Raw genomic sequence first — 25,430 nt, 5'->3', positions numbered from 1 at the left:
GGTAACCGGTGTGGCTATCGTGCCCCGATGCCTATGCCGCGCGGCGGATGTGCCCAGACTAAAAGACGCTTGCCGCGAGCTGCGTTTTCTTCTTTGCTGAAGCGGATCAATGGTGAGATGGCGGGGCCGTGGCATTTACGTTCAGACAGTTGCAGTATTTTGTTGCCGTGGCCGAACAGGGCACGGTTTCGGGCGCGGCCCATGTCATGTCGGTCTCGCAATCCTCGATCACGGGGGCGGTCAAGGAGCTGGAGCGTGATCTGGGGGTCAGCCTGTTCGAGCGCCATTCGCGCGGGTTGACCATCACCCAGCAGGGTCACCAGTTTCTCCGGCATGCGACGAAAATCCTGTCCGATGTCGCCGAGGCGCGCACGGTGTTCGATGCGGCGGCCGCCGAGACCACCGGCACGCTTCATCTGGGCGTGACCTCGCTGGTCGCCGGTTATGTTCTTTCCGATCTTCTCTCCCGCTATCGCCGCGCCTTTCCCGCCGTCACGGTGACCACGATGGAGGATGACGGCAGCTATCTCGAGCATCTTCTGGTCGGCGGCGAGGTCGATGTGGCGGTGATGTTCATCAACAATCTCAGGGACCAGCAGGCGCTGCGTTCGCAGGCGCTGGAAATGTCGCCCTTCAGTCTCTGGCTGCCGAGCGGACACCCGCTGGTCGGGCGCGAGTCGATTACCATGGCCGATATCGTCGAGGAGCCGCTGATCATGCTGACGGTCGACGAAATCGAGGAGGCGACCCGCAAGTTGCTCGCGGCCTTCGGCGCGCGACCGCGGGTCGCGTTTCGCACCCGTTCGGTAGAGGCCGTGCGCAGCCTCGTCGCCACCGGCGCCGGCGTGGCGATCCTGCCGGACATGATCTACCGGCCATGGTCGCTGGAAGGCGACCGGATCGAGGTGCGCGATATCTCCGCGAGCCTGCCGGCTGTCCATGTCGGGATGATCTGGCGGCGCGGCCTGTCGCTCTCGGAGCCGCTCAAACACTTTATTGAACTCGCCCAGGCGCAGCGCATCCCCAGACTACGATAGAAAATTTGAAATCCTTTCAGTGGTTTCCGCAGTGAATTCGGAAAAATCGAAATCACGGGAGAGATAAAAGAAATTGTGAAAGCGAAGTTTCCCGATACAGTTTCGCGGACAGGCCGAAAACGGCTGCGATCCAAAAAGGGGAACATTGATGAGAAAATTGTTGTGCCTTTCAACCGCGCTGACGCTGGTCTTCGGCGCCACTATGCCCGCCTTTTCCGCCGATATGAAAACCGAAATCGGACCCGGTGAGGGCGAAGTCGATATCGTCGCCTGGGCCGGCTATATCGAGAGCGGCGAAACCGATGCCGCCTATGACTGGGTCAGCGCTTTCGAAGAGGAGACCGGCTGCAAGGTCAACGTCAAGACCGCCGCGACCTCCGATGAAATGGTGGCGCTGATGAACGAGGGCGGTTTCGACCTCGTGACCGCCTCCGGCGACGCCTCGCTGCGGTTGATCGCGGGAAACAGGGTTCAGCCCATCAACACCGATCTGATCAAGGGCTGGGCCACGCTCGATGACCGGCTGAAGGATGCGGCCTGGTTCACGGTCGATGGCGTCCATTACGGCGTTCCCTACCAGTGGGGTCCGAACGTGCTGATGTACAACACCGATGTGTTCACCACGCCGCCGGACAGCTGGAACGTCGTTTTCGAGGAAATGACCCTGCCAGACGGACAGTCCAACAAGGGGCGCGTCGAGGCCTATGACGGGCCGATCCATATCGCCGATGCCGCCAACTATCTGATGAGCCACAAGCCCGAACTCGGCATCAAGGATCCCTACGAGCTGAACGAGGACCAGTATGCCGCCGCCCTCGATCTGCTGCGCCAGCAGCGCGATCTCGTCACCCGCTACTGGCACGATGCCTATGTGCAGATGGACGATTTCAAGAATGAGGGCGTTGTTGCGTCCGGCTCATGGCCGTTCCAGGTCAACATGCTTGCCTATGAGGAACAGCCCGTTGCCTCGGTGATCCCGAAGGAAGGCGCGACCGGCTGGGCGGATACGACGATGCTTCACGCGGATGCGGCTCATCCCAATTGCGCCTATATGTGGATGGAGCATTCGCTGTCGCCCAAGGTTCAGGGCGATGTCGCGGCCTGGTTCGGCTCCAACCCGGTGGTGCCGGCGGCCTGCAAGGGCAATGAACTGTTGACCGATGAAGGCTGCTCCACCAACGGATTTGACGATTTCGACAAGATCAAATTCTGGCGCACCCCGGTCACCAAGTGCGAAAGCCAGGAAAGCTGCGTTCCCTATTACCGCTGGGTCTCTGATTATATCGCGGTGCTGGGCGGCCGGTAGGCCGCTTCTCGCGAAGCTGAAACGCGCCTTACCCTCAGCAACCAATGGCCGGGCAAACCCGTGCCATTGCCGGCGGCATGATGCGTGCCGCCGGCGGTCGCCAAGCGGATGATCAAACTTATGAATGCCATCGAACTTGAAAATGTCAGCCGGGTTTTCGGCTCGGTTCGCGCCGTTGACGGCGTCGATCTGGCGGTGGGGGCAGGGGAGTTTTTTGCCCTGCTCGGGCCGTCGGGCTCCGGCAAGACAACCTGCCTGCGCATGATTGCCGGCTTTGAAAAGCCGAGCGCGGGGCGGCTGTCGCTGTTCGGCGAGGATATCGCCGCCGTGCCGCCATGGCGGCGGGACGTCAATACCGTGTTTCAGGACTACGCGCTGTTTCCGCACATGAGCGTTCGCGACAACGTCGCCTACGGTCTGATGGTGCGCGGTGTCGCGCGGCCGGAACGCTACCGGGAGGCCGAAAAGGCGCTGGCGATGGTCAAGCTGCCCGACATGGGCGGGCGCAAGCCGTCGGAGCTTTCCGGCGGTCAGCGCCAGCGCGTCGCTCTTGCGCGGGCGCTGGTCAACCGGCCCAAGGTGCTGTTGCTCGACGAGCCGCTCGGCGCGCTCGACCTGAAACTCAGGGAGCAGATGCAGGAGGAGTTGCGGCTTCTTCAAAAGCAGCTCGGCATCTCGTTCGTCTTCGTCACCCATGATCAGGGCGAAGCGCTGTCCATGGCGGATCGGGTGGCGGTGTTCAACAAGGGCAAGATCGTACAGGCCGGCACGCCTGAAGACATCTACAACCGGCCGAAGACCCGTTTCGTTGCCGATTTCGTCGGTTCGTCCAACGTGCTGTCGCCGGGCTTTGCCGCACGCCATGGGGCGGGCGACCATGCCGTCAGCCTCAGGCCGGAAAAGATCCAGCTTGGCGAGGGGACGGGCGCGGACGAGATCACCGCGACGGCGCGGCTTCTGACCGTGAATTATTTCGGCGCGACCAAGCGGCTTGCAATGGAGGTCGAGGGCGAGAGGCTGCATGCCGCCGTTTCCGCCGACGCGTCGGTTTCAGGCGAACAGCTTGCCGTGCACTGGCGCAAGGATGACATGTGGGTGCTGGCGTCATGATCGCTGATGGTCTCGGCAGGCGGGCACACCCCGCAAAGCTGCGTATTGCCGCCGGCGATCTGTTCTGGCGGCGTCCGGGCCTGCTTGCCGCCGCCCTGCTTTTGCCGCCGCTTCTGTGGCTCGGCGTCGTCTATATCGGCGCGCTGCTCAACCTTCTGGCGCAAAGCTTCTTTTCGATCGACGAGTTTTCCGGCCTGGTCATCCACCAGTTCACGCTGAAATCCTATCTGGAGCTTTTGCGCCCGGCCAATGCCGATATCATTCTGCGCACCCTTGTTATGGCGGCAAGCGTCACGCTGGCAAGTGCCGTGATTGCCTTCCCGATCGCCTATTACGCCGCCCGCTACGCCAGGGGAAAGGCCAAGGCGCTGTTTTATCTGGGCGCCATGCTGCCGCTGTGGTCGTCCTATCTGGTCAAGGTCTATGCCTGGAAGCTCATTCTCGCCAAGGAGGGAATCCTCACCTGGGTGCTTTCGAAGCTGCATCTGACCTTTCTTCTCGACGGTCTTCTGGCGTTGCCGGCGGTTGGCGGCTCCTCGCTGTCGGTGAGCTTTCTCGGCACCTTTATCGTGTTTGTCTATATCTGGCTGCCCTACATGATCCTGCCGATGCAGGCGGCGCTGGAGCGCGTGCCGATGAACCTGATCGAGGCCTCGGCCGATCTCGGCGCCAGCGGCGGCACGACCTTTCGCCATGTGATCCTGCCGCTGGCGCTGCCCGGCGCCGTCGCCGGCTCGATCTTCACATTCTCGCTGACGCTCGGCGATTACATCATTCCGCAGATTGTCGGCCCGTCGCGGCTGTTCATCGGCCAGGCGGTCTATGTGCAGCAGGGCACCGCCGGTAATGTGCCGTTGGCCGCAGCCTTCTCGGTGGTGCCGATCGTCATCATGGTCATCTATCTGACGCTGGCCAAGAAAGCGGGGGCGTTCAATGCACTCTGATGTTCGCAGCCCCCTGATGCTCAGGCTCGCGGCCTTTGGCGGGCTTCTGTTCCTGCATCTTCCGATCCTGCTGATCTTCGTCTATGCCTTCACGACGGAGGAACGCTCCTATCAGTGGCCGCCGCCGGGGCTGACGCTGAAGTGGTTTGCCGCCACCTGGAACCGTCCCGATGTCTGGGCGGCGCTTGGCCTGTCGCTGCGCGTCGCCGCCGTCGCCACGGGCGTTGCGCTCGTGCTCGGCACACTGGCGGCGGCCGCCGTCTCGCGCACGCGGTTCTTCGGCCGCGAGAGCATTTCGCTGCTGGTCATCCTGCCGATCGCATTGCCGGGCATCGTGACGGGTATTGCCTTGCGCACAGCCTTCGGCGAGGCGGGCATTCCCTTCTCGATCTGGACCATCGTCATCGGCCACGCCACCTTTTGCGTGGTGACGGTCTACAACAACGCCGTCGCCCGGTTCCGCCGCACATCGTCATCGCTGATCGAGGCGTCAATGGATCTCGGCGCGGACGGTTTCGCCACCTTCTGGCACGTGGTGCTGCCGCATATCGCAACGGCGCTTCTGGCCGGCGGGATGCTGGCCTTCGCGCTCTCCTTCGATGAGGTGATCGTTACCACCTTTACCGCGGGCCAGCAGCAGACCCTGCCGATCTGGATGCTGGAGGAGCTAATCCGCCCGCGCGAACGGCCGGTCACCAATGTGGTGGCCATGGTTGTCGTGCTGGTCACCTTCTTCCCGATCCTTCTTGCCTATTACCTGACCCGCGGCGCCGAGGACATCGGCGGGAGCGGCAAATGAACCAACGGAGCTTCGACATGGAAAAACAAATGCTGATCGGCGCCGACCTTGTGAACGGGGAGGAGCAGAGCGAAACCGTCCTCAACCCCAAGACCGGAGAACTGATCGCCGAATTGCCGGAAGCATCCGCCGACCAGATCGACCGGGCCGTTGGCGCTGCGACCAGAGCCTTTGCCGGCTGGTCGCGCACGACGCCGGCAACGCGATCCGCCTATCTGCTGGCGATCGCGGACAGGATCGAGCAGGAGGCGGAAAGCTTCGCCGCGCTCGAGGCGCTCAATTGCGGCAAGCCGATCAACGCCGTGCTTCAGGACGAGATCCCGGCGATCGTCGATTGCTACCGCTTCTTTGCCGGTGCGATCCGCACCCAGCAGGGCATGATCGCCGGCGAATATCTGGATGGCTTCACCTCGATGATCCGGCGCGACCCCGTCGGCGTCATCGGCTCGATTGCGCCGTGGAACTATCCGTTGATGATGATGGCCTGGAAGCTGGCGCCTGCCCTTGCCGGGGGCAATACGGTGGTGTTCAAACCCTCCGAGCAGACCCCGCTGACGGCGCTGAAGCTGGCAAAGGTAATGGCCGAGATCCTGCCGGAGGGCGTGGTCAATGTCGTGCTCGGGCGCGGCGAGACCGTCGGCAACGGGCTGATCAACCATTCCGGCGTGCACATGGTGTCGATCACGGGCGATATCGCCACCGGCCGCAAGATCCTGCAGGCCGCGGCCAAGACGGTGAAACGCACCCATCTGGAACTGGGCGGCAAGGCGCCGGTCATCGTCTATGGCGACGCCGATATCGAGGCGGTGGTCGAAGGCATCCGCACATTCGGCTATTATAATGCCGGGCAGGATTGCACCGCCGCCTGCCGCGTCTATGCGGAAAAGTCGATCTACGACAGGCTCGTCGCCGATCTGTCGAGCGCGGTATCGACCATTCGCTACAATGATCCCGACGATACCAAAAACGAGATCGGCCCGCTGATTTCCGAACGCCAGCGCGACCGGGTGGCAAGCTTCGTCCAGCGCGCGCTCGATACCGGGCATATCGAACTGGCGACGGGTGGCGCCGTGCCGGAAGGCCCCGGCTTCTTCTATCAGCCGACAGTGGTCGCCAATGCCAATCAGGATGATGAGATCGTCCGCCGCGAGGTGTTCGGTCCCGTCGTCTCGGTGACGCCGTTTTCCGCCGAAGACGATGTGATCGGCTGGGCCAATGATTCCAATTACGGTCTGGCCTCATCGGTCTGGACGAAGGATGTCGGCAAGGCGATGGCGGCTTCGGCGGCGCTTCGCTATGGCTGCACCTGGGTCAACACCCATTTCATGCTGTGCAATGAAATGCCCCATGGCGGGCTGAAACAATCCGGCTACGGCAAGGATATGTCGCAATATGCGCTGGAAGACTACACGGTCGTCCGCCATGTAATGATCAGCCACGGTTAGACCGCGACAAAGCCAGACTGAAGCCCCGATCTCCCCTTTATGCCGGGGAGATCGGAGATATTGCGGAAAGCGGAGGCGTCGGGTTACGAAACCCCGCCGAGGCAGAGATATTTGATCTCCAGATAGTCCTCGATCCCGTATTTCGAGCCCTCGCGGCCAAGGCCGGACTGCTTGACGCCGCCGAAAGGGGCGACCTCGGTCGAAATCAGTCCGGTATTGATGCCGACCATGCCGGTTTCAAGCGCTTCGGCCACGCGGAACACGCGGGCAAGGTCGCGGGCGTAGAAATAGCCGGCGAGGCCGAACTCGCTGTCATTGGCCATGGCGATCACCTCGTCCTCGTGTTCGAAGCGAATGAGCGGCGCCACGGGGCCGAAGGTTTCTTCATGCGCGACCTTCATTGCCTGCGTAACGCCGGTCATGACGGTCGGCTCGAAGAAGGTTGCGCCGAGATTTGAGTGTTTGCCGCCCGCGATCACGCTCGCGCCATGGCTCAGCGCATCGGCGATATGGTCCTCGACCTTTGCGAGCGCCTGCGTGCTGATCAGCGGGCCGACGTTGACGCCGTCTTCAAATCCGTCTCCGACCTTCAGCGCCAGCACCTTCGCCTTCAGCTTCTCGGCAAAGGCGTCGTAGACGCCGGCCTGGACATAGATGCGGTTGGCGCAGACGCAGGTCTGGCCGTTATTACGGTATTTGGCGATCATCGCGCCCTCGACCGCGGCATCGAGATCGGCGTCGTCGAACACGATGAACGGGGCGTTGCCGCCAAGCTCAAGCGACATCTTCTTGATCGTATCGGCGCATTGCCGCATCAGGATGCGGCCGACGCGGGTCGACCCGGTGAAGGTGATCTTGGCGATTTTCTCGTTGGCGCAAAGCTCTTCGCCGGCGGCAGCGGCATCCGCGCAGGGGATGACATTGAAGACACCGGCGGGAATGCCGGCGCGCTCGGCAAGCTTGGCCATGGCAAGCGCCGAGAGCGGCGTCAGTTCGGCGGGCCGGGCGACGAAGGTGCAGCCGGCGGCAAGGGCGGGGGCGACCTTGCGGGCGATCATCGCATTGGGAAAGTTCCACGGCGTGATCGCGCCGACGACGCCGACCGGCTGCTTCATCACGATGATGCGCTTGTCGGGCTGGTGGCCCGGTATGGTGTCGCCATAGACGCGCTTTGCCTCTTCGCCAAACCATTCGATGAAGCTTGCGCCGTAGAGAATTTCGCCGCGCGCTTCCGGCCACGGCTTGCCCATTTCCGCCGTCAGGATGGTCGCCAGATCATCGGCGTTCTCGACCATCAGCTCATACCATTTGCGCAGGAAGGCGGCGCGCGCCTTGCCGGTCAGCGCCGCCCATGACGGCTTTGCAGCGTGGGCGGCATCGATCGCGGCGCGGATATCATCGACCGAAAGATCGGTGATCGAGGCGATCTTCTCTCCCGAGGCGGGATTGAACACGTCGAAGGTGCTGTCGCGGTCGATCCACGCGCCGTTGACAAAGGCGCGGTGCTCCAGAAGGGACGGGTCTTTCAGCTTCATACCTGCTGCTCCTTCACGGCGGCAATCGATGCCTCGAGAATGTCGACGCCTTCCGCCAGGACCTCTTCCTCGATCGTCAGCGGGGCGAGGAAGCGGATGACATTGCCGTAGACGCCGCAGGTGAGAAGGATCAGGCCGCGCTTCTGGGCTTCCAGCCGAACGGCATTGGTCATGTCCGGGTTCGGCGCGCCATCTTCCGCCATGAACTCGATGGCCACCATGAAGCCGGGGCCTCGGATTTCGGCAATCTCGGGCGTCGTCGCGCGGATCGCCTCAAGCCGCTGCTTGAGGTAAGAGCCGAGGCGGTTGGCGCGGTTCAGAAGGTCTTCCTCCGCGATCACGTCGAGCACCGCATTGGCGGCGGCAATCGACAGCGGGTTGCCGCCATAGGTGCCGCCGAGCCCGCCGGGGCCTGCCGCATCCATCATCGACGCCCGGCCGGTGACGGCGGCAAGCGGCAGGCCGCCGCCGATGCCCTTGGCGATGGTCGTCAGGTCGGCGGCGACATCATAGGCTTCCATCGCGAACAGATGCCCGGTGCGCCCGATGCCGGTCTGCACCTCGTCGGCGATCATGACGATGCCATGCTCGTCGCAGAGGGCGCGAATGGCGCGCATCAGTTCGGCAGGGGCTGGGTAGAAGCCGCCTTCGCCCTGCACGGGCTCGATGATGATGGCGGCGACGCGGACGGGGTCCAGATCGGTCTTGAACAGGGACTTCAGCGCCTTGAGGCTGTCCTCAACCGAGGTCTCGTGCAGTTCGGCAGGGTAGGGGATGTGATAGACATCCGGCATCATCGGCCCGAAGCCGGTCTTGTAGGGCGCGACCTTGCCGGTGAGCGACAGCGTCATGAAGGTGCGGCCATGGAACCCGCCATTGAAGGCGATGACGGCGGAGCGGCCTGTGGCGGCGCGGGCGACCTTGACGGCATTTTCAACCGCTTCGGCGCCGGTGGTGACGAAGACGGTCTTCTTGTCGAAATCGCCGGGGACGGCGGCATTCAGCCGCTCGGCAAGGCGGATGTAATGCTCGTAGGGCAGCACCTGGTGGCAGGTGTGGGTGAAGCGCTTGAGCTGATCTTCCACCGCCGCCATCACCTTCGGATGGCAGTGTCCGGTATTGACCACGGCGATGCCGGCCGCAAAGTCGATATAGCGCCGGCCCTCGACATCGAAGACCTCGGCGTTCTTCGCCCGCTCGACATAAATCTGCGTCTGCATGCCGACGCCGCGCGAAATGGCCGCGTCCCGCCGCGTGGCGATATCCGAATTCAACATGAGCTGCTCCTGGTTTTGGCGGCCCTTGCCGCTGTCTTAATGGCAGGAGCGTATGTGGCTTTCGATCGGTAAAAAAGTCTGTTTCTTGCTGAAGGCAAGATATTGAGTTAGTTGATATCGAAGCAAAAATGATGAGGATATGAAGCATGCTCAGCACATCGCATGACGATATCGAGCTTGGACGGACGCTGAGGGCCGTGCGCGAGCGGGCCAAGCTGTCGCAGCGGGCGCTGGCGAAAAAGGCGAATGTATCGAGTTCGACCATCTCGTTGATTGAATCCGGCAGGCTCAATCCCTCGGTCGGCTCGCTGAAGCGGATCCTCGAGGGCATCCCGATCGGCCTGTCCGAATTCTTCGCCTTTACGCCGGAGGCGGAGAAAACGGTTTTCTATGCCGCAGAGGAACTGACCGAGATCGGCAAGGCGCGGCTATCGCTGAAACAGGTGGGCAATTCCATCGGCCGCGCGATGATGATCCTGAAGGAGACCTACAGGCCGGGCGCGGATACCGGTCGGGTGATGTATCGCCACGAGGGCGAGGAGGGCGGGATCGTGATTTCCGGCCGGATCGAGATCACCGTCGGCGACCAGCGCAAGATACTGGGCCCCGGCGACGCCTATTATTTCGACAGCCGCGAGCCGCACCGCTTCCGCCAGGTGGGCCCGAAAGACTGCATCATCGTCTCCGCCAGCACCCCGCCGACATTCTGAGAATGGTCGTCAGCTCGGAATATGGAAGCTTGCCGGAAGTAGGAGCAGAAGGCGGACATGGCCGGCGTGAACTCGGCATTCTTACGCCAGGCAGGGGCAAACCGCAGCGCCCCCGGATCGACCGGCAAAGGCCGCGCGGGTCGCATTGCCGCGACACCGCGCTTTGCTTGTCTATAACTCAGCTATGGCGGATTTCCGTGCCGAGAACCTTGAGGCATTCCCGCATGAAGGCGGCGAGCCCGGTCCACCCCTTGGCCGACACCATCGTGCCGTCGACATAGGCCTCTTTCGGCTCGACGTCGATATAGGTGCCGCCGACCGCCGCGACTTCCGGGGCGCAGGCGCCGAGACCGGCGACCTTGCGGCCCTTGAGCACGCCGGGCACCGCCATCAGGATCTGCACGCCGTGGCAGATCGTGAAGATCGGCTTGCCGGCGTCGTGGAAATGCCGGACCATCGCCTGGATGCGCGGGTCGGTCCGGATATATTCCGGCCCGCGGCCGCCTGCGGCATAGACCGCGTCATAGCTGTCGAGCTCGGCCTCGGCTTCGGAGAAGGTCTTGTTGATCTCGGCGAAATGGCCGGGCTTTTCGGTATAGGTCTGGTCGCCCTCGAAATCGTGAAGCGACGTCTTGATCAGGTCGCCTTCGCTCTTGTCCGGGCAGACGACGTGAACCGTGTGGCCAACGGCCTCCATGCCCTGTTGATAGACGTAGATTTCATATTCTTCGGTGAATTCGCCGGTGAGCATGAGGATTTTCTTGCCGCTCATCTCGATCTCCTGATTGTGGGATTGATCCGTCCGGCCGCCGCAAGACGGCCGGACAGGGTGTTTCGGTTCAGAACGGGGAGTCGGGGAAGTAGAACTGGTCCGCGTTCTCGGGCGTGATCAGCGGGGCATCCAGCTTGAACGATCCGCGCATCGGCGCCTGGCCTGCGAACTGCGCCGCGGTCATGTACATGGCCGAGGCGATCATTGACGGCGGGTAGGGCGTGGAGATGGGCGTGCGTTCGTCGCCCGCCTGCACCATCTCGATCACCTGTTTCATGCCGTTGCCGCCAAGCGCGTACTGGACGTCTTCCCGTCCGGCCTGATCGACTGCCTCGATCACGCCGAGCAGCATGTCATCATCATTGGCCCAGACCGCATCGATATTCGGATAGCGGGCCAGATAGTCCTGCATCAGGGTGAACGCTTCATCCTGATTCCAGTTGGCATACTGCATGTCGAGGATTTCGATGTCGGTCTGGTCGATGACATCCTTGAAGCCCTTGATGCGTTCGTCATCGATCACGGTGGGAATGCCGCGCAGCACGACGATTTCGCCTTCGCCGCCGAGCTTGTCGACCAGCCATTTCGCCGTGTTTGCGCCAACGGCGATGTTGTCGCCGGCGACATAGAGGTCCTGGATCGACGGATCGGAAAGTCCCCGGTCCACCACGGTGATGAAGGTGCCGTTCGAGGCGACCTGCTCCACCGGCCCCGTCAGCTCCTCCGACGTAAACGGCAGGATGACAAGCGCGTCGAGCTCGTTCGTCGCCGACAGGTCCTCAAGCGAGGACACCTGCGCCGTCGCCGACGAGGCCGTCGAGACAATGATGTCGATGTTCGGGAATGCGGCCTCGATCTGCTTTTCCGCCTGTTCGGCATGGTAGACCACGCCGCCCGTCCAGCCATGCGTGGCCGCCGGCACGGAGACGGCGATGGTGAATTCCTTGTCCTGGGCAAAAGCGGCCTGCCCGAGCAGCGTTCCCGCCGCCACTGTGGCCGACAGGAGCGCCAGCCTTCCGGTCTTGATTGTCATAGTTTCCTCCTCCTCAGTTAAGATATGAGCCTCGCCGTTTCAGCGAGAGCTGGTGAAGCGGTGAGCCAGCATGGCGATGATGATGATCGCCCCCTGGACCGCGGCCACGAGGTATTCCGACACCATGTCCGAAAGAACCATGACGTTGGCGATAACCTCGAGAATGAGCGCGCCGGCAACGGTGCCCCAGATATGGGCCTTGCCGCCGCGCAGAAGCGTGCCGCCGATAACGACGGCGGTAATGACCTGAAGCTCCCAGAGCTGACCGGTGGTCGGCGTGGCAGCACCAAGGCGCGGGACGTAGCAGATCGCGGCGACGGCGACGCAGAAGCCCTGTATGACGAAGGCCATGGTCCGGATCCGGCCGACGTGAACGCCGGAAAACCGCGCGACGTCGGCGTTCGAGCCGACGGCGGTGACGCGGCGGCCGTATTTCGTCCGGTAGAGGATGAACGCGCCGAGCAGGGCAATCACGATAGTGATCAGCACCGGATAGGGAATGCCGAGGAAATCGCCGAAATAGACGGGCCGGTAGGCACTCCTGAGGCTGCGATCGATGGACAGCGAGCCGCCGTCGGTCATGTAGGTGATGAAGGCCCGGAAAATCCCCATCGTGCCGAGGGTGACAATAAAGGGCTCGATGCGCCCCACCGTGATGATCAGCCCGTTCAGCAGGCCGCAGAGCGAACCCACGACCAGTGCGACCAGCGCGCCGGCCGGGATCGCCCACGGGCCAAGGTAAGGAACAAGCGCATTCATGGCCATGATCATGATGCCGACGACGAAGGCCAGCATCGAACCCACCGACAGATCCAGCCCGCCGGTCGCGATCACGAAGGTTGCGCCGACGCCGATAATGGCGATGAAGGCGCTGCGCGTGATGACGTTCAGAATGTTGTTCGTCGCCATGAAATTGGAATTGATCATCGTGCCCAGCAGCACGATCAATGCCAGGGCGATGAACGGAGCGAGATCGCTCCAGCGGATCTTGAAGCCTTCTCTTTCCGGAAGCGTTGTTATGTCTGCGCTGCTCATGCGCGGTTCCTCCCCTCGGTATCATGTCTGCTGCTCGCGGCGGCATAGACGACGTTCTGCTCGGTGATGTCGTCGCCCGTCAGTTCGGCGACGAAGCGTCCTCCACGCATCACCAGCACGCGGTCGGACAGGCCGACGAGCTCTGGCAGTTCGGACGAGATGACGACGCAGGCCTTGCCGGCCCGGACGAGTTCGTCGATGAAGTGGTAGATCTGGCTCTTGTTGCCGATGTCGATGCCCCGCGTCGGCTCGTCTATGATGACGATCGAGGGTTCGGCGAGCATCACCTTGGCCAGCAGCAGCTTCTGCTGATTACCGCCCGAAAGCTGACCGGCCTCCACCGAGAGCGTGCGAACCCGGATGTCGTAATCCTGCACGGCCGACTGCACGGCGCCTGCTTCCTTCCTGCGGTTGAGGCGCAGGCCGGGAAGGATCATGTCGAGCGCCTGCAGCGTCAGGTTCGGGCCCAGTCCCTCGTTGAGAAGGAGGCCCTTGCCCTTGCGGTCCTCGGTCAGGTAGACGACGCCCGCGGCCATCATCGAGCCGACATCGGGCTTGGCGACGGGCGTGCCGTTGACAGAGATCGCGCGCGCCTGCGCGTGTCGAAGCCCCATCAGCCCCTCGATCAGTTCCGTGCGGCCGGCCCCGATCATGCCGCCGATGCCGAGCACTTCGCCCGGTCGGACGCTGAAGGAACCGGCAAACCTGCCGTGGTCGACGGAGAGCTCTTCGACGCTCAAAATCGGTTCCGCGGTCGCCGGCTCCCGTTTCGGCGGGTACAGCATCGAGAGTTCCCGCCCGACCATCAGTTCGGCCATCTGGCGCTGGTCGAGTTCGCTTGCGGGCCAGGTGCCGATCATCTTGCCGTCACGCAGAACGGTGACGCGATCGGCCACCGCCTCGACCTCTTCCAGCCGATGGGAGATATAGAGCACCGCCACGCCATGGGCGCGCAGGTTCCGGACAATCTCCAGAAGCGCGTCGACCTCGTCATTGGCCAGCATCGCCGTCGGTTCATCCAGGATCACGACCTTGCGCTCGTCGAGCAGGGCGCGGGCGATCTGCACGAGCTGGCGCTGCGCGAGCGGCAGATCGCCCACAAGCGCGGTGGGGCGCGCCGTGGAGCCGACGCGCGCCAGCACCTCGGCTGTGCGGCGGTTCATCATGCGGTCATCCACGGCAAGCCCGCGCGACAGTTCCCGACCCAGGAAAAGGTTCTCGGCCACGGTGAGGTCGGGCGCGAGCAGGATTTCCTGATGCACCAGGACCACGCCGGCATCCTCGGCCTGAACGGCGTTGGCGAAGGCGACCGCGTTTCCTGCCATCGACATCGCGCCGCCCGTCGGCGTGGCGTGACCCGAGAGAAGCTTCATCAGGGTCGACTTGCCGGCGCCGTTCTCGCCGATGATCGCGTGCACCTCGCCCGCGACTATATCCAGCGTCACATCGCTCAGGACCGTGATCGGGCCATAGGCCTTGGAAAGGTCCTCGGCGCGCAGCACGGGCGTTTCCCGCGCCGGGCCGTCAATGGCGGTATCAGTCACGGCGAAGGTCATTCGAAGGCCGCCGCGAGCCGGTCCCGCGACCGCTCGATGTGATCGTGCATTGCATGGTAGGCCGCGTCCGCATCGCCGGCGCGGAATGCGGCGAGCAGGCGCTCGTGCTCCTCCAGCGCTTCCTGGGTCACGCGGCTGTGGAACATCAGGCGGAAAATGTGCAGGTGGATGTGCCTGTCGGTCAGCGCCTGGCGGGCGAACTCGTTGTCCGCGACCTTCAGAATCTCGTCGTGAAAATGCGCATCCGCCCGGGCAAAGCGGGAATAGCGGCTGTTGCGGCTCACGGGCTGCTCGCCCTTCTCCATGTCGGCCGCCGCCTTTTCCAGCTGCTCGAGTTTTTCGGGGGTCAGCCTGAGGCAGGCCTGCCGGGCGCTCTCCGGCTCCAGCATCAGCCGGAACCTGTAAAGGTCGTCAAATTCCTTGGGCGTGAGCTGGGGCGCGGCGGAGTAGCCGATCAGGTGAGCCTTGCGCACCAGCCCCTCTCGTTCAAGCCGCGTAAGGGCGTCGCGCACCGGGGTCTGAGAGACATTGAGTTCCCGCGCCAGCTGGTCGATCGGGATTCGCGCACCGGGCAGGATCTCCAGCGACATGATGCGCTGGTAAATCTGTTCGTGGACGCTTTCGGAAATGCTCAGGGGCCGTGCGAACCCGCCTTTCTGGTCGTGATCCGTCGTTACCGCCATCTGAACCTCCCCGGCCTGCATTCTTGACATGCTTCGCTTTATCGTCGATATGATATCGAATGTCAAATACAATATCATATACGATTTGATTTGGGAGGGTGGCATTTGTTGGTTTCGGCCGATTATCTGCGCGCGATTGCGGAGAAGGCGCTGCTGGCGCAGAAGGTCGAGCCCGCCAACGCATCGCTTCAGGCCGACCTTCTGATTGAGGCGGAGCTGCGCGGCCTGCCGTCTCACGGCGTCCAGAGACTACCCCGGCTCATCGCGCGCCTGCGCGCAGGCCTTGCCGATCCGGCCGCAGACGGCGGCAAGGCGCGCAGAACCGGCGCCGGCGCTTTCACCATCGATGGCGAGCGTGGGCTCGGTCCGGTCGTGATGATGCGCGCCATGGAGCGGCTTGCGGCGGTGACGCCCGGACAGGGCATCGCGCTGGCCTCGATCCGCAACGCAAATCACATCGGGATGCTCGCCTATTATGTGGAGGCGGCAGCCGAGCGGGGATTGATCGGCATCGTGATGACCACCAGCGAAGCGCTGGTGCATCCCTATGGCGGCACGGAAGCGATGCTGGGAACCAATCCGATCGCCATCGGCATTCCCACCGGCGCCGAGCCCTTTATTCTCGACATCGCCACCAGCCGCGTCTCGATGGGAAAAATCCATCACCACGCCCTGACCGGCGCGCCGATCCCGGATGACTGGGCCGTCGATGCCGACGGCCGCCGCACCACTGATCCCGAAGCGGCGCGGACCGGCGCGATCGCGCCCTTCGGCGACGCCAAGGGATACGGCCTCGGTCTCGCCGTGGAACTGCTGGTCGCATCGCTGGCGGGATCGGCCTTCGCGCCCGAGGTCGGCGGCACGCTGGACGCCACCAGACAAGCGAACAAGGGCGACATCATCATTCTGATCGACCCCGCGGCAGGGGAGGGGCATGCCTCAGGACTGGCCGCTTACCTTAATCGCCTGCGCGCCTCTCGTGCGGCCGATCCTTCGCGGCCGGTCGCTGTTCCAGGCGACGGGATGCGCGCCCGCAGGATGAGGGCGCTCGCCGAGGGCATCGATCTGCCCGATCCGCTGCACGAAGAAATCCGGGCCCTCTCGGAAGGCTGAGGAAAAATCAAAGGAGACAGGATGACCCTATTCGGCACGATCAGAGCCCCGAGAGAATTGATCTTCGGCGCGGGCCAGCGAGAAGCACTGGGGGCGGTCGCTGCAAAACTCGGGCAGCGCGCCCTTGTGGTGACGGACGAGCGGCTGGCCGGCGACGGCGATTTCAAACGCATGGTGGCGCAACTGGAGGCGGCGGGCCTCGCGGTGCAGGTCGACGGTTCGGCGCTTCCGGATGTGCCCGTCGAAGCCGCAACCGCCAGCGCCGAAAAGGCCCGTGATTTCGCGCCCGATCTTGTGATCGGCGTGGGCGGAGGGTCCTGCCTCGACATGGCGAAATGCGTGGCCGTGCTGCTGACCCATGGGGGCCGGCCGCAGGATTATTACGGCGAGTTCAAGGTGCCCGGTCCGGTGATGCCGCTGATCGCCATCCCGACCACGGCGGGCACCGGCTCCGAGGCGACGCCGGTCGCGGTGCTCTCGGATTCCGAACGGCAGCTCAAGGTCGGGATATCCTCGCCTTACATCATTCCAACTGTCTCGATCTGCGATCCGGACCTGACGTTGACCTGCCCGCCCGCGCTGACCGCCATTGCCGGCGCCGACGCCCTGACCCACGCCATCGAGGCCTTCACGGCGCTACGCCGCGATCCGGTGCCGGGTCTGGCGCAGGAACGGGTCTTCGTCGGCAAGAATGCGACCTCCGATCATTTCGCGCTGACGGCGATCGGCCTGCTCTGGAACGGCCTCGAAAAGGCTTGCACGGAGGGGGGCAATGTTGAAGCCCGCGCCAATGTAATGCTGGGGGCGACGACCGCCGGTCTCGCATTCGGCGTTGCCGGAACCGCAGCGGCCCACGCCATCCAGTACCCGGTCGGCGCGCTGACCCACACCGCGCACGGGGCGGGCGTCGCCTGTCTCATGCCCTATGTCATGGCGTGGAACGCCCCCGCGATCGGACCCGAGCTCGACCAGATCGCGGAGGTTATCGGTCTCGATGGCCGGGCGGAGGTCATCCCGGCGATCGCCGCGCTTTTCGATCGTATCGGCATTCCCCGCACGCTCAGAGATCTCGGCCTTGCCGAGGACCGGCTCGACTGGGTGGCCGAGCAATCCTGCGGCATCGCCCGGCTGATCCAGAACAATCCGCGCCCGCTGCCGCTTTCGGATATGCGGCGGCTGGTCGGCGCGGCCTATCACGGCGAACTGACCGTACTTTCAACGCACTGAGGGAGAAACCCAATGACGCACGACACCGCCTTTTCCGGCTATGCCGATCCCACCCTTCACGCCAGGGGCCTGTTCATCGGCGGCAAGTGGGAGCCCGGCGCCGGAGCTATTTCCGTGCATGACCCCTCGACGGGAAACAGGCTTGCCGATGTCGCCGATGCCGGCGTCGATCACGCCTTGCGAGCCGTGGATGCCGCCGAGGCTGCCGCTGAAGGCTGGCGCAACACGTCTTCCCGCGAGCGCTCGGAAATCCTGCGCCGCTGGTTCGAGCTGATGCGCGAGCATGCAGAAGAACTCGCCCTGCTGATTTCGCTTGAGAATGGCAAGGCGCTTCCGGATGCGCGCGGAGAGGTGGCCTATGCCGCCGAGTTCTTCCGCTGGTATGCCGAAGAGGCGACGCGGGTCGGCGGGGAATTCCGCCACACGCCTTCCGGCGCACACAATATCCTCGTGGATCACGAGCCGATCGGCATTGCCGTTCTGATCACGCCGTGGAATTTCCCGGCCGCGATGGCGACGCGCAAGATCGGTCCGGCGCTGGCCGCCGGGTGCACCGTGATCCTGAAGCCCGCTTCCGAAACGCCGCTGACCGCCTATGCCATGGCCCGGCTCGGCGAGGAGGCCGGCGTCCCGCCCGGCGTGGTGAACGTGCTGACCACCTCGAAGCCCGGCCCCGTGACGGCGGCCATGCTCGCCGACAAGCGGGTCCGCAAACTGTCATTCACCGGCTCCACCGGCGTCGGACGCACGCTTCTGGCCGAGGCGGCGAAATCGGTTGTGAGCTGCTCGATGGAGCTCGGCGGCAATGCCCCCTTCCTGGTGTTCGACGATGCCGATATCGAGGCCGCGCTCGACGGCGCGATGGTCGCCAAGATGCGCAATGGCGGCGAGGCCTGCACCGCCGCCAACCGGTTCTACGTGCAATCCGGCATTCACGACGCTTTCGTGGAAGGGTTGACCGGGCGGATGGCGGCGCTGAAACTGGGGCGGGGTTACGATTCGGATGTTCAGTGCGGCCCGATGATCACCACCAAGGCGGTGGAAAAGATCGACCGGCTGGTGTCGGAGGCCAAGGCGCGCGGCGCGCGGGCAACGACCGGCGGTGCGCCGGTGGACGGTAGCGGATATTATTATCCGCCGACGGTGCTGGTGGACGTGCCGACCGACGCGGCGCTGGCGCAGGAGGAGATTTTCGGTCCCGTCGCCGCCGTCTACCGCTTCGAGACCGAGGAGGAGGCCGTGCGTCTCGCAAACGATACCGAATATGGGCTTGCGGCCTATGTCTATTCGAGCGATGTCATGCGGGCGATGCGCGTCGGGCGCGGGATCGATACCGGGATGGTCGGCATCAATCGCGGTTTGATGTCGGACCCAGCGGCGCCGTTCGGCGGCACCAAGCAGAGCGGCCTCGGGCGCGAAGGCGGCGTTACCGGCATCCTGGAGTTCATGGAGCCCAAATATTTCGCCGTCGAGTTTTGAGGGGGGAGACAGGACCATGGGGGAGCGCGATCTTTATCGCAACCGGGATTTCATCCCCGATTTCGACGCGATCATGGCCGAGACGGAGGCGCGCAGCCGCGCCTTCGCCGATCGCTCGCGCGTCGAGCGGAACGTGCGTTACGGTGAAACGCCCCGGCAGAGCTTCGACCTCGTCTTTCCGCCGGAGCCCGCTCCCGGTGCGCCGCTGCACATGTTCATTCACGGCGGCTACTGGCGCGCGGGCAGCAAGGAGACGCATACGCTGGTCGCGGCTCCTGTGGTCGCGGCGGGCGGGATCGCCGCGCTGGTCGGCTATGATCTGATGCCGGAAACCCGGCTGGCGGAAATCGTCGCTCAGGTGCGTGCGGCTGCCCGCCGCCTCGTGGACCTTGCGCCTGAGATCGGCGCGGACCCGGAACGCTTCACCGTCAGCGGCCATTCCGCCGGCGCGCATCTGGCATCGCTGCTCGCCTGCAGGGCGCCCGGCGACAACCTTCCGCCGGACGTGCCGACGCTGCGCGGCATGGTTCTGGTCAGCGGCATCTACGATCTTTCCGACATTCCCGGCTCCTTTCTGAAGGATGAGGCCGGAATGCGCGCGGATGAGGCGCAGGCATGGTCGCCGCTTGCCGCCCGGCACATGCCGGGCCCGCTGCGGATCATCACGCGCGGGGAACATGAGACCGCGCCCTTCCAGGACCAGGCAATCGCCCTTGATGCCCTGCTCGCCAGGGACGGGCAGCAGACGGAGCTCAGAACGGAACCCGGCGCCAATCACCTCTCGGTCGTCTTCGACCTTGCCGACCCTGAGGCCGCCCTCGGCCAAAGGCTCTCCACATTGGTGGCGTCATCCTGAAGCGTTTCCCGGCGCCGTCATTGGTTCTTACGAGATCAATGCGTAGCTGAGTTGTACGAGATCGTCCTTCACCGGCTTTGCATCGAGCAGGCGCAGCGCCCGGCGTTGTTCGAGGCCGTCAAAGAGACGTTTTCCGCTTCCGGCGAGCAGCGGATGCACGATCAGGCGGATTTCGTCCACCAGCCCGGCATTGATCAGCGTTGCGGTAATCCGGGCCCCGCCGACGAGATAGATATCCTTGCCGGCAGCCTGCTTGAGCTGAGCGACCTCATCCGTCAAGCGCATGAACCTTGTGTTGGTCCATAGCGCGGATGTGAGCGTCGAGGACAGGACATAATGCGGAATGTTCGGTATAAGCCGAGCCCATTTCACCTCCTCATCCGTCGGCATCTCGCCCGTCATTGGCAGTGGCGCGCCGGGCGATTGCCGCATCGCTGTCCAGTATTGCTCGTAACCCGGATACATGCCGCCGCCCAGCAGGCAGGCGTCGATGTGCGGTGTGATGCCGTAGTCTTCCGACCACGCGGTCACCCAGTCGGCATAGCCGTCCGGGCCCTCAACGCGGCCATCCAGCGATATCTTCATTCCCGAAATCAGCTTGCGCATGATGTCATCTCCCGTCTTTGCTCGCGCGGCTTGCGTGGCCTGTCATCGCCCTATGCCGCGATGCGTTGTTCGTAGTCGGCCTTGTATTGGTGCCACGCATCCCAGAACGGCGCGGGCTGCTCCGCCCGGAGGCGGGATGCCAATATGTCGAGATGCGCGTGCCATCCGGCGGCAATGTTCAAGAGCGTGCCGTGATCTGGCAGCGCCTCGTGGATCAGCGTGAGCCCGGTTTCATCTCCTCTGCTCTCAAGCGTTATCGTCACGCCATCGGTTTCCGGCCAGGTAAAGCCCAGCAGACGGCCAGGTTCGACCGCGTTGATCGTGGATTTCATGCTGTGCTCATTGTCCGCCGCCGCGCCGATCTTCTCGGCGGGTTCGCAAAGTTGGTCGTTGCGCCAGACCAGTTCGAATGCGGAGCCTTGCGCGAGGTTCATCTGGCCGTCCGCCAGCCATTGTCGACGAAGGCCGGCCTCCGTGAGCCAGGACCAGACCGTATCGGCGCGTGCCGGCAGGATCCGGTGGAAAGTCAAGCTGTTGCGTTCGCCGAGAACGGCGTATTCAGATGCGGTTGGGTTCATTTCATGTGCTCCTGTCAGTTTGGGAATTCACGCCTGCCTCGCTAAACGCAGACAAGCTGCGGCTTTGACGGGGTGATATTGTTCTCGCCATGGTCCCGGCGGCTGTCATATCCTGTACGGTGTCCGTTTCTTGCTGAACGACGACGCCCGCCCTGGCCGCGTTGCTTTCCTAGTCCTGAAAGTGGCAGGAGCGAGAGTTACAAGTGTGACGGGATTTTGGATGGACTCACTCATCACAGCCGCCGCCCTTGCCCTTGCAACCGGCGACCCCTTGCTGGCGCTCAATCGCGTCGCGCTGCGTGATGACGCGCCGGCCCTTGCCCTGCGCGGCATCGCGATGGCGCAACTCGGCGATCTGGAGCGTGCCAGAACCACGCTGAGAGCCGCTGCCCGCGCCTTCGGCAGAAAACAGCCGCTCGCCCATGCGCGATGCGTGGTCGCCGAGGCAGAAATCGCCCTGGTTTCGCGCGATCTCGCGGCCGTCCCTGCCATGCTTGCGGAGGCTGGCAGCGCGCTTGAAAGCCATGGCGACACCGTGAATGCGCGCTATGCGACCATTCTGGAAGCACGGCGTCTCTTGCTTGTCGGCAGGATCGAGGAGGCGGAATCCTTGCTGGGCGAGGTCGCGCCTCAGGACCTGTTGCCGTCTTTGCGCGCTGCGCACCAACTGGCGGTCTCGGACATCGCGATGCGCCGCCTTCGCGCCGCCGCCGCGCGCCATGCCCTGGCCCAGGCGGAAGATGCCGCGCGGACCGCCGGGTTTTCCGCCCTGATCGCGGAGGTGCAGAGTGCCGGGCTGTTGCTCAGGAGACCGGCCGCCCGTGTGATATCCGAAGGCGCGGAACGGCCGCTGCGGCTTGACGAGATCGAGCGGTTGCTCGTCTCCGAAACGCTGGTGATCGACGCCTGCCGTCATGTCATCCGCCACGAAGCGAGGGTCGTTTCGCTGGCGACGCGACCGGTGCTGTTCGCGCTCTTGCGGACGATGGGGGAGCACTGGCCGCGCGCGGCATCCAGAGAGGCGCTTCTAGGCGCCGCCTTTGGCGCGAAACGGGCGGATGAATCCCACCGGGCGCGGCTTCGCGTCGAAATCGCGCGATTGCGCGCCGAACTCGGGACATTGGCGAACGTGCGGGCCACGCAGGACGGGTTTGCGATTTCCTCCGGAACGAGATCGCCGGTCGTCGTGCTTGCGCCGCCGGCGGACAGTCCGCATGCGGCATTGCTGGCGCTCCTGGCGGATGGCGAAGCCTGGCCAAGCTCGTCGCTCGCGCTTGCGCTCGGCACCAGCACACGGACGGTCCAGCGCGCGCTCGAGCGGCTTCAGGCCGAGGGCAAGGTGCGTGCCGTCGGCCAGGGGCGGTCGCGCCGGTGGCTGGCGCCGCCAATCCTCGGTTTCCCGACAGTATTGTTACTCCCGGGCGCGCAGCCGGGACGTTAGGATGGATCGCATGAAAAAACACAAAGCTGAAATTATTCGCGAACTGGGCCCCTTTCCGGGCGCCACCCACGTTCACGGCGTCACCTTTGACGGCAACCGCGTCTGGTTTGCCAGCGGAGAGGCGCTCCACGCGCTTGATCCCGTCGATGGCAGGGTGCTGCATACCCACGCGGTCGCGGCGCATGCCGGCACTGCCTTTGACGGCAGCCACATCTACCAGATCGCCGAGGACCGGATTCTCAAGATGATCCCGGAGACCGGCGAGGTGGTTTCGACGATACCCGCGCCCGGCGGCGGCGGCGACTCGGGCCTGGCCTGGAGCGACGGCATGCTCTGGGTCGGGCAGTATCTCGACCGGCAGATCCATCAGATCGATCCCGAGACCGGCGCCGTGCTGCGCACGATCAAAACCGACCGGTTCGTGACGGGCGTGACCTGGATGAACGCCGAGTTGTGGCATGGCACGTGGGAAAACGAGGAAAGCGAACTCCGGCGCATCGATCCGCAGACGGGAGAAGTCCTCGAGCGGATCGGGATGCCGGACGGCACGATCATCTCCGGCCTGGAGGCGGATGGCGGCGATTGCTTCTATTGCGGCGGCGGACCGGGAGGAACCGTCCGGGTCGTGCGGCGGCCCTAAAATTTCCAGTTGAAGTGCTCCTACCATGGGGGGAGCGCGGCCTTTGAGGCGCCTTGCCTATCGTGTGGCGTGCCGATTCTCCAGCCAGGCGATGCCGAAGTCGACGATGTCGCGTGCCGGGAACAGAAAGCAGTCGGCATTACCGACCTTGCCGTAAGGCGGCCTGTGCGTCGCGACATAGTCTCTGGCGATGCGTTCCACGGCGTCGGTCTGTCCTTCGATGGCATAACAATCGAGAATGCCGTTGGTGTCCCAGTCTTCCGCCTTGTGCCAGTGTTTCAGGCCGTCCGCGCCGAGCAACGGCATCTCGTAGGTGACGCGGCGCTTGTCCGGAATGTCAGCCACCGCCTCGGCATAGTGCAAGGCCGTCACCGCATCGAGCGGCACGCCAAGAAGAAGAACCTTGCCGTTGTGGGCAATGAAACGCTCGATCGGGGAACGGGGCCCGAACGCATCCCCCAGGGCATGCGGCGCAATAAGGGTTGCGGCAAGCGGGCCGACAGCCACCATGGAGGCGTCGGGATGTGCGCTTCGCCTGGCGCCGGGCTGATCGGCGAGCAGGGCGTTGAACATGCCGAAGCCGGGATAGACGTCGGCGGTGACGGGGTTGAAGGCGGGCCAGTTCGAACGCGCGTCGTCGGCAAGCGTTGCGCCATTCAGCGTTTCCTCATAGGGCGAGCGATCCCAGGAGGCGTAGCCCATCAGCGTCCCGCCGGGCCCGACCGCCGACAGCAGGCAATGCAGCAAAGCGTCCGCGCCGCCTTCCACGGGACCGACCGATCGGAGCGATGCATGCACCATGAGCAGGTCTCCCGGCCGCACGCCGAGATCGGAAAATTGCCGTGTGATTTCGGCGGCTGTCGCCGGTCGTGAAGGCGGTTGCGTCAAGATAACCCCCGAATCTGACGAAAGCGGAACAGAGTCCGCCGACAATGCTGTGTACACCTTGAGTATCCGTCTTGGTCAAGCGGGCCTTCTGACCCGCTTGCAATTGTCGCGCAGCAGAGCGTCTGCGACTGCGATAAGCTTTCGCATGAAGACTGCTATCGCGATTTTAGGCGGCTTGCCTGCTTATTCGGCCAAGGCCGCATAGTGCGGCAGCGGCTCTTCCATCGATGTTATCCATGCCAGGCATTCCGATGAAAAGTGCTGTTGCTGTAACCGCCGAGATGCCGGGAATGGAGATGAGAAAGTCGTGTCTGGCTCTGAGAGCGGCGTCCTTGTCGATCGGCGCCATGACTGCGTCGTCAACGGCTTTGTGCTGTCGGAATGTCAGTCGTAGAAATGCAAACTAAAAACAAAAATGCGATTTTATGGCCAATTATGAATTTATAGATTGCATTTTGTATCCAAAAATGGATTATCTCGTCCCGAAGGGGAGATTCCATGACTGCAATTGCCGCCGCCAAAATCATCATCATCGGATATGGAGAGGTCGGCCGCGCCTTCGGTCAGCAACTGGAACAGGCCGGCGAGCAGCCTCTTTATGTCGATCCGGTTGCTACCGCCCGCGATGAAAAGCACCAGGTCGTTCCCGCCTTGCCCGACCACATCGCACCCGGCTCTTTGCTGCTTGGCGTTTTTCCCTCCGCCGTCGCCGCCAGTGTGGCGCGCGATGTCGCGAAGCGGGCCGGCGCGTTCACCTATGCCGATCTGTCGTCTTCGCCGATGGCGCTGATGCGCGAGTGCGATGCGATCCTGGCAAGCACGGAGGTGGCTTTCGTCGACGGCGCCATCATGGGGTCGGTCGATCTGTCCGGGGCAGGTTCGCCGATCATTCTCTCAGGAGCTGAGGCCGAAAGTGTCTCCGTTGCGCTCAATCGTCTTGGCTTCAACACCCGCGCAATGGCCAATTCTCTTCCGGGAGAAGCCGGCGGATTGAAGCTCCTGCGCACGCTGATGTCCAAGGGCATCGAAGCGCTGGCCGTCGAGTGCTACGCGACCGCGCAGCGCATGGGGCTTGAGGCGGAGCTGCGCGAAAATCTTGCCGATATCAGCGCACGACCCTTTCCCGACCTGCTCGATGCGATGGTGCGGACACATGTCCTGCATGCCCCCCGGCGCGAGCATGAGGTCGAGGATGCCATCGCCCAGGCGCGCAGTTTCGGGCTGCAGACCCCGGTGTCCGATGCGGTTCTGGCCGCTTATGCAAGAACATCGCAGCGGATTTCACAGGAAAGGCCTGCGGCACCAGCCAATGTAGCGGAGGCGGTGCGCTGGCTTTCCGCAGGTCTGTCGTGACCGCGCG

24 protein-coding genes are annotated in these 25,430 nt (G+C 63.8%); 14 read left to right on the top strand and 10 right to left on the bottom strand.

The annotated features are described in order from the left end of the window. The first annotated feature begins 128 nt into the window (after window positions 1-128). The 6 genes from V6767_RS02950 (at window position 129) to V6767_RS02925 (ending at window position 6,641) form a co-directional block, all read left to right on the top strand. The gene (locus V6767_RS02950) at window positions 129-1,037 is read left to right on the top strand and encodes a LysR family transcriptional regulator (protein WP_448472051.1); all 909 of its coding nucleotides are present in this window, start codon (window positions 129-131) and stop codon (window positions 1,035-1,037) included. Window positions 1,038-1,185: 148 nt separating this feature from the next. After that, window positions 1,186-2,343, top strand: coding sequence for an ABC transporter substrate-binding protein (locus V6767_RS02945; RefSeq protein ID WP_448472050.1), 1,158 nt, complete (start codon window positions 1,186-1,188; stop codon window positions 2,341-2,343). A 120-nt stretch (window positions 2,344-2,463) separates the two neighbouring features. Beyond that, on the top strand, window positions 2,464-3,453 hold the full coding sequence (locus V6767_RS02940) for an ABC transporter ATP-binding protein (RefSeq protein WP_448472049.1): 990 nt from the start codon (window positions 2,464-2,466) through the stop codon (window positions 3,451-3,453). After that, entirely contained in the window at window positions 3,450-4,397 is a 948-nt protein-coding gene (locus V6767_RS02935; protein WP_448472048.1) for an ABC transporter permease, read from the top strand. The genes V6767_RS02940 and V6767_RS02935 overlap by 4 nt, the downstream gene beginning before the upstream one ends. Further along, on the top strand, window positions 4,387-5,196 hold the full coding sequence (locus tag V6767_RS02930; protein ID WP_448472047.1) for an ABC transporter permease: 810 nt from the start codon (window positions 4,387-4,389) through the stop codon (window positions 5,194-5,196). Before V6767_RS02935 ends, V6767_RS02930 begins: the two co-directional genes overlap by 11 nt. Window positions 5,197-5,213: 17 nt before the next feature. Continuing rightward, window positions 5,214-6,641, top strand: coding sequence for a gamma-aminobutyraldehyde dehydrogenase (locus V6767_RS02925; RefSeq protein ID WP_448472123.1), 1,428 nt, complete (start codon window positions 5,214-5,216; stop codon window positions 6,639-6,641). 83 nt (window positions 6,642-6,724) lie between these two features. Here the strand turns inward: V6767_RS02925 and V6767_RS02920 are convergent, their stop codons facing one another. After that, on the bottom strand, window positions 6,725-8,176 hold the full coding sequence (locus V6767_RS02920; RefSeq protein ID WP_448472046.1) for an NAD-dependent succinate-semialdehyde dehydrogenase: 1,452 nt from the start codon (window positions 8,174-8,176) through the stop codon (window positions 6,725-6,727). Next, window positions 8,173-9,453 (bottom strand): 4-aminobutyrate--2-oxoglutarate transaminase, encoded by a 1,281-nt coding sequence (locus tag V6767_RS02915; protein WP_448472045.1) that lies wholly within the window; start codon window positions 9,451-9,453, stop codon window positions 8,173-8,175. The genes V6767_RS02920 and V6767_RS02915 overlap by 4 nt, the downstream gene beginning before the upstream one ends. Window positions 9,454-9,599: 146 nt before the next feature. On the opposite strand from V6767_RS02915, the gene V6767_RS02910 reads away from it, so the two are divergent. Then, complete coding sequence (locus tag V6767_RS02910) at window positions 9,600-10,163, top strand: cupin domain-containing protein (protein WP_448472044.1); 564 nt, start codon at window positions 9,600-9,602, stop codon at window positions 10,161-10,163. A 178-nt stretch (window positions 10,164-10,341) separates the two neighbouring features. Here V6767_RS02910 and V6767_RS02905 read toward each other — a convergent pair whose 3' ends face one another. From V6767_RS02905 to V6767_RS02885, 5 genes are all read right to left on the bottom strand, one after another. After that, complete coding sequence (locus tag V6767_RS02905; protein WP_230718539.1) at window positions 10,342-10,935, bottom strand: DJ-1/PfpI family protein; 594 nt, start codon at window positions 10,933-10,935, stop codon at window positions 10,342-10,344. 67 nt (window positions 10,936-11,002) lie between these two features. Then, entirely contained in the window at window positions 11,003-11,968 is a 966-nt protein-coding gene (locus V6767_RS02900) for a substrate-binding domain-containing protein (RefSeq protein WP_132313805.1), read from the bottom strand. Between the two features lie 39 nt (window positions 11,969-12,007). Continuing rightward, complete coding sequence (locus tag V6767_RS02895; RefSeq protein ID WP_448472043.1) at window positions 12,008-13,003, bottom strand: ABC transporter permease; 996 nt, start codon at window positions 13,001-13,003, stop codon at window positions 12,008-12,010. Next, entirely contained in the window at window positions 13,000-14,559 is a 1,560-nt protein-coding gene (locus V6767_RS02890; RefSeq protein WP_448472042.1) for a sugar ABC transporter ATP-binding protein, read from the bottom strand. Before V6767_RS02890 ends, V6767_RS02895 begins: the two co-directional genes overlap by 4 nt. After that, window positions 14,556-15,242 (bottom strand): GntR family transcriptional regulator, encoded by a 687-nt coding sequence (locus tag V6767_RS02885; protein ID WP_448472041.1) that lies wholly within the window; start codon window positions 15,240-15,242, stop codon window positions 14,556-14,558. The genes V6767_RS02890 and V6767_RS02885 overlap by 4 nt, the downstream gene beginning before the upstream one ends. A gap of 105 nt (window positions 15,243-15,347) precedes the next feature. On the opposite strand from V6767_RS02885, the gene V6767_RS02880 reads away from it, so the two are divergent. From V6767_RS02880 to V6767_RS02865, 4 genes are read left to right on the top strand one after another with little or no spacing between them, the layout of a single operon-like run. Further along, entirely contained in the window at window positions 15,348-16,355 is a 1,008-nt protein-coding gene (locus tag V6767_RS02880; protein ID WP_448472040.1) for an Ldh family oxidoreductase, read from the top strand. A 21-nt stretch (window positions 16,356-16,376) separates the two neighbouring features. Beyond that, the gene (locus V6767_RS02875) at window positions 16,377-17,582 is read left to right on the top strand and encodes an iron-containing alcohol dehydrogenase (protein ID WP_448472039.1); all 1,206 of its coding nucleotides are present in this window, start codon (window positions 16,377-16,379) and stop codon (window positions 17,580-17,582) included. Window positions 17,583-17,594: 12 nt separating this feature from the next. Further along, on the top strand, window positions 17,595-19,061 hold the full coding sequence (locus tag V6767_RS02870) for an NAD-dependent succinate-semialdehyde dehydrogenase (protein ID WP_448472038.1): 1,467 nt from the start codon (window positions 17,595-17,597) through the stop codon (window positions 19,059-19,061). Between the two features lie 16 nt (window positions 19,062-19,077). Then, a complete protein-coding gene (locus tag V6767_RS02865; protein ID WP_448472037.1) occupies window positions 19,078-19,917 on the top strand; it encodes an alpha/beta hydrolase in 840 nt (279 codons plus the stop codon). 27 nt (window positions 19,918-19,944) lie between these two features. Here the strand turns inward: V6767_RS02865 and V6767_RS02860 are convergent, their stop codons facing one another. After that, entirely contained in the window at window positions 19,945-20,523 is a 579-nt protein-coding gene (locus tag V6767_RS02860; RefSeq protein WP_448472036.1) for a dihydrofolate reductase family protein, read from the bottom strand. Window positions 20,524-20,573: 50 nt separating this feature from the next. Beyond that, window positions 20,574-21,101 carry an SRPBCC family protein gene (locus V6767_RS02855; RefSeq protein WP_448472035.1) on the bottom strand — a complete coding sequence of 176 codons (528 nt, stop codon included), beginning with the start codon at window positions 21,099-21,101 and terminating at the stop codon, window positions 20,574-20,576. 220 nt (window positions 21,102-21,321) lie between these two features. Between V6767_RS02855 and V6767_RS02850 the strand changes: the two genes are divergently transcribed. Beyond that, window positions 21,322-22,542 carry a helix-turn-helix domain-containing protein gene (locus V6767_RS02850; protein ID WP_448472034.1) on the top strand — a complete coding sequence of 407 codons (1,221 nt, stop codon included), beginning with the start codon at window positions 21,322-21,324 and terminating at the stop codon, window positions 22,540-22,542. 1 nt (window position 22,543) lies between these two features. Continuing rightward, window positions 22,544-23,182, top strand: coding sequence for a Vgb family protein (locus V6767_RS02845; protein ID WP_448472033.1), 639 nt, complete (start codon window positions 22,544-22,546; stop codon window positions 23,180-23,182). 57 nt (window positions 23,183-23,239) lie between these two features. Here V6767_RS02845 and aac(3) read toward each other — a convergent pair whose 3' ends face one another. After that, window positions 23,240-24,070 (bottom strand): aminoglycoside 3-N-acetyltransferase, encoded by an 831-nt coding sequence (gene aac(3) / locus V6767_RS02840; protein WP_448472032.1) that lies wholly within the window; start codon window positions 24,068-24,070, stop codon window positions 23,240-23,242. A gap of 498 nt (window positions 24,071-24,568) precedes the next feature. On the opposite strand from aac(3), the gene V6767_RS02835 reads away from it, so the two are divergent. Further along, window positions 24,569-25,423, top strand: coding sequence for a DUF1932 domain-containing protein (locus tag V6767_RS02835; protein ID WP_448472031.1), 855 nt, complete (start codon window positions 24,569-24,571; stop codon window positions 25,421-25,423). Window positions 25,424-25,430: the final 7 nt, after the last annotated feature.

This window comes from Martelella sp. FLE1502 (assembly GCF_053484255.1).
Note: the sequence above shows the minus strand (reverse complement) of the source record. Positions and strands in the feature narration are given on the sequence as shown.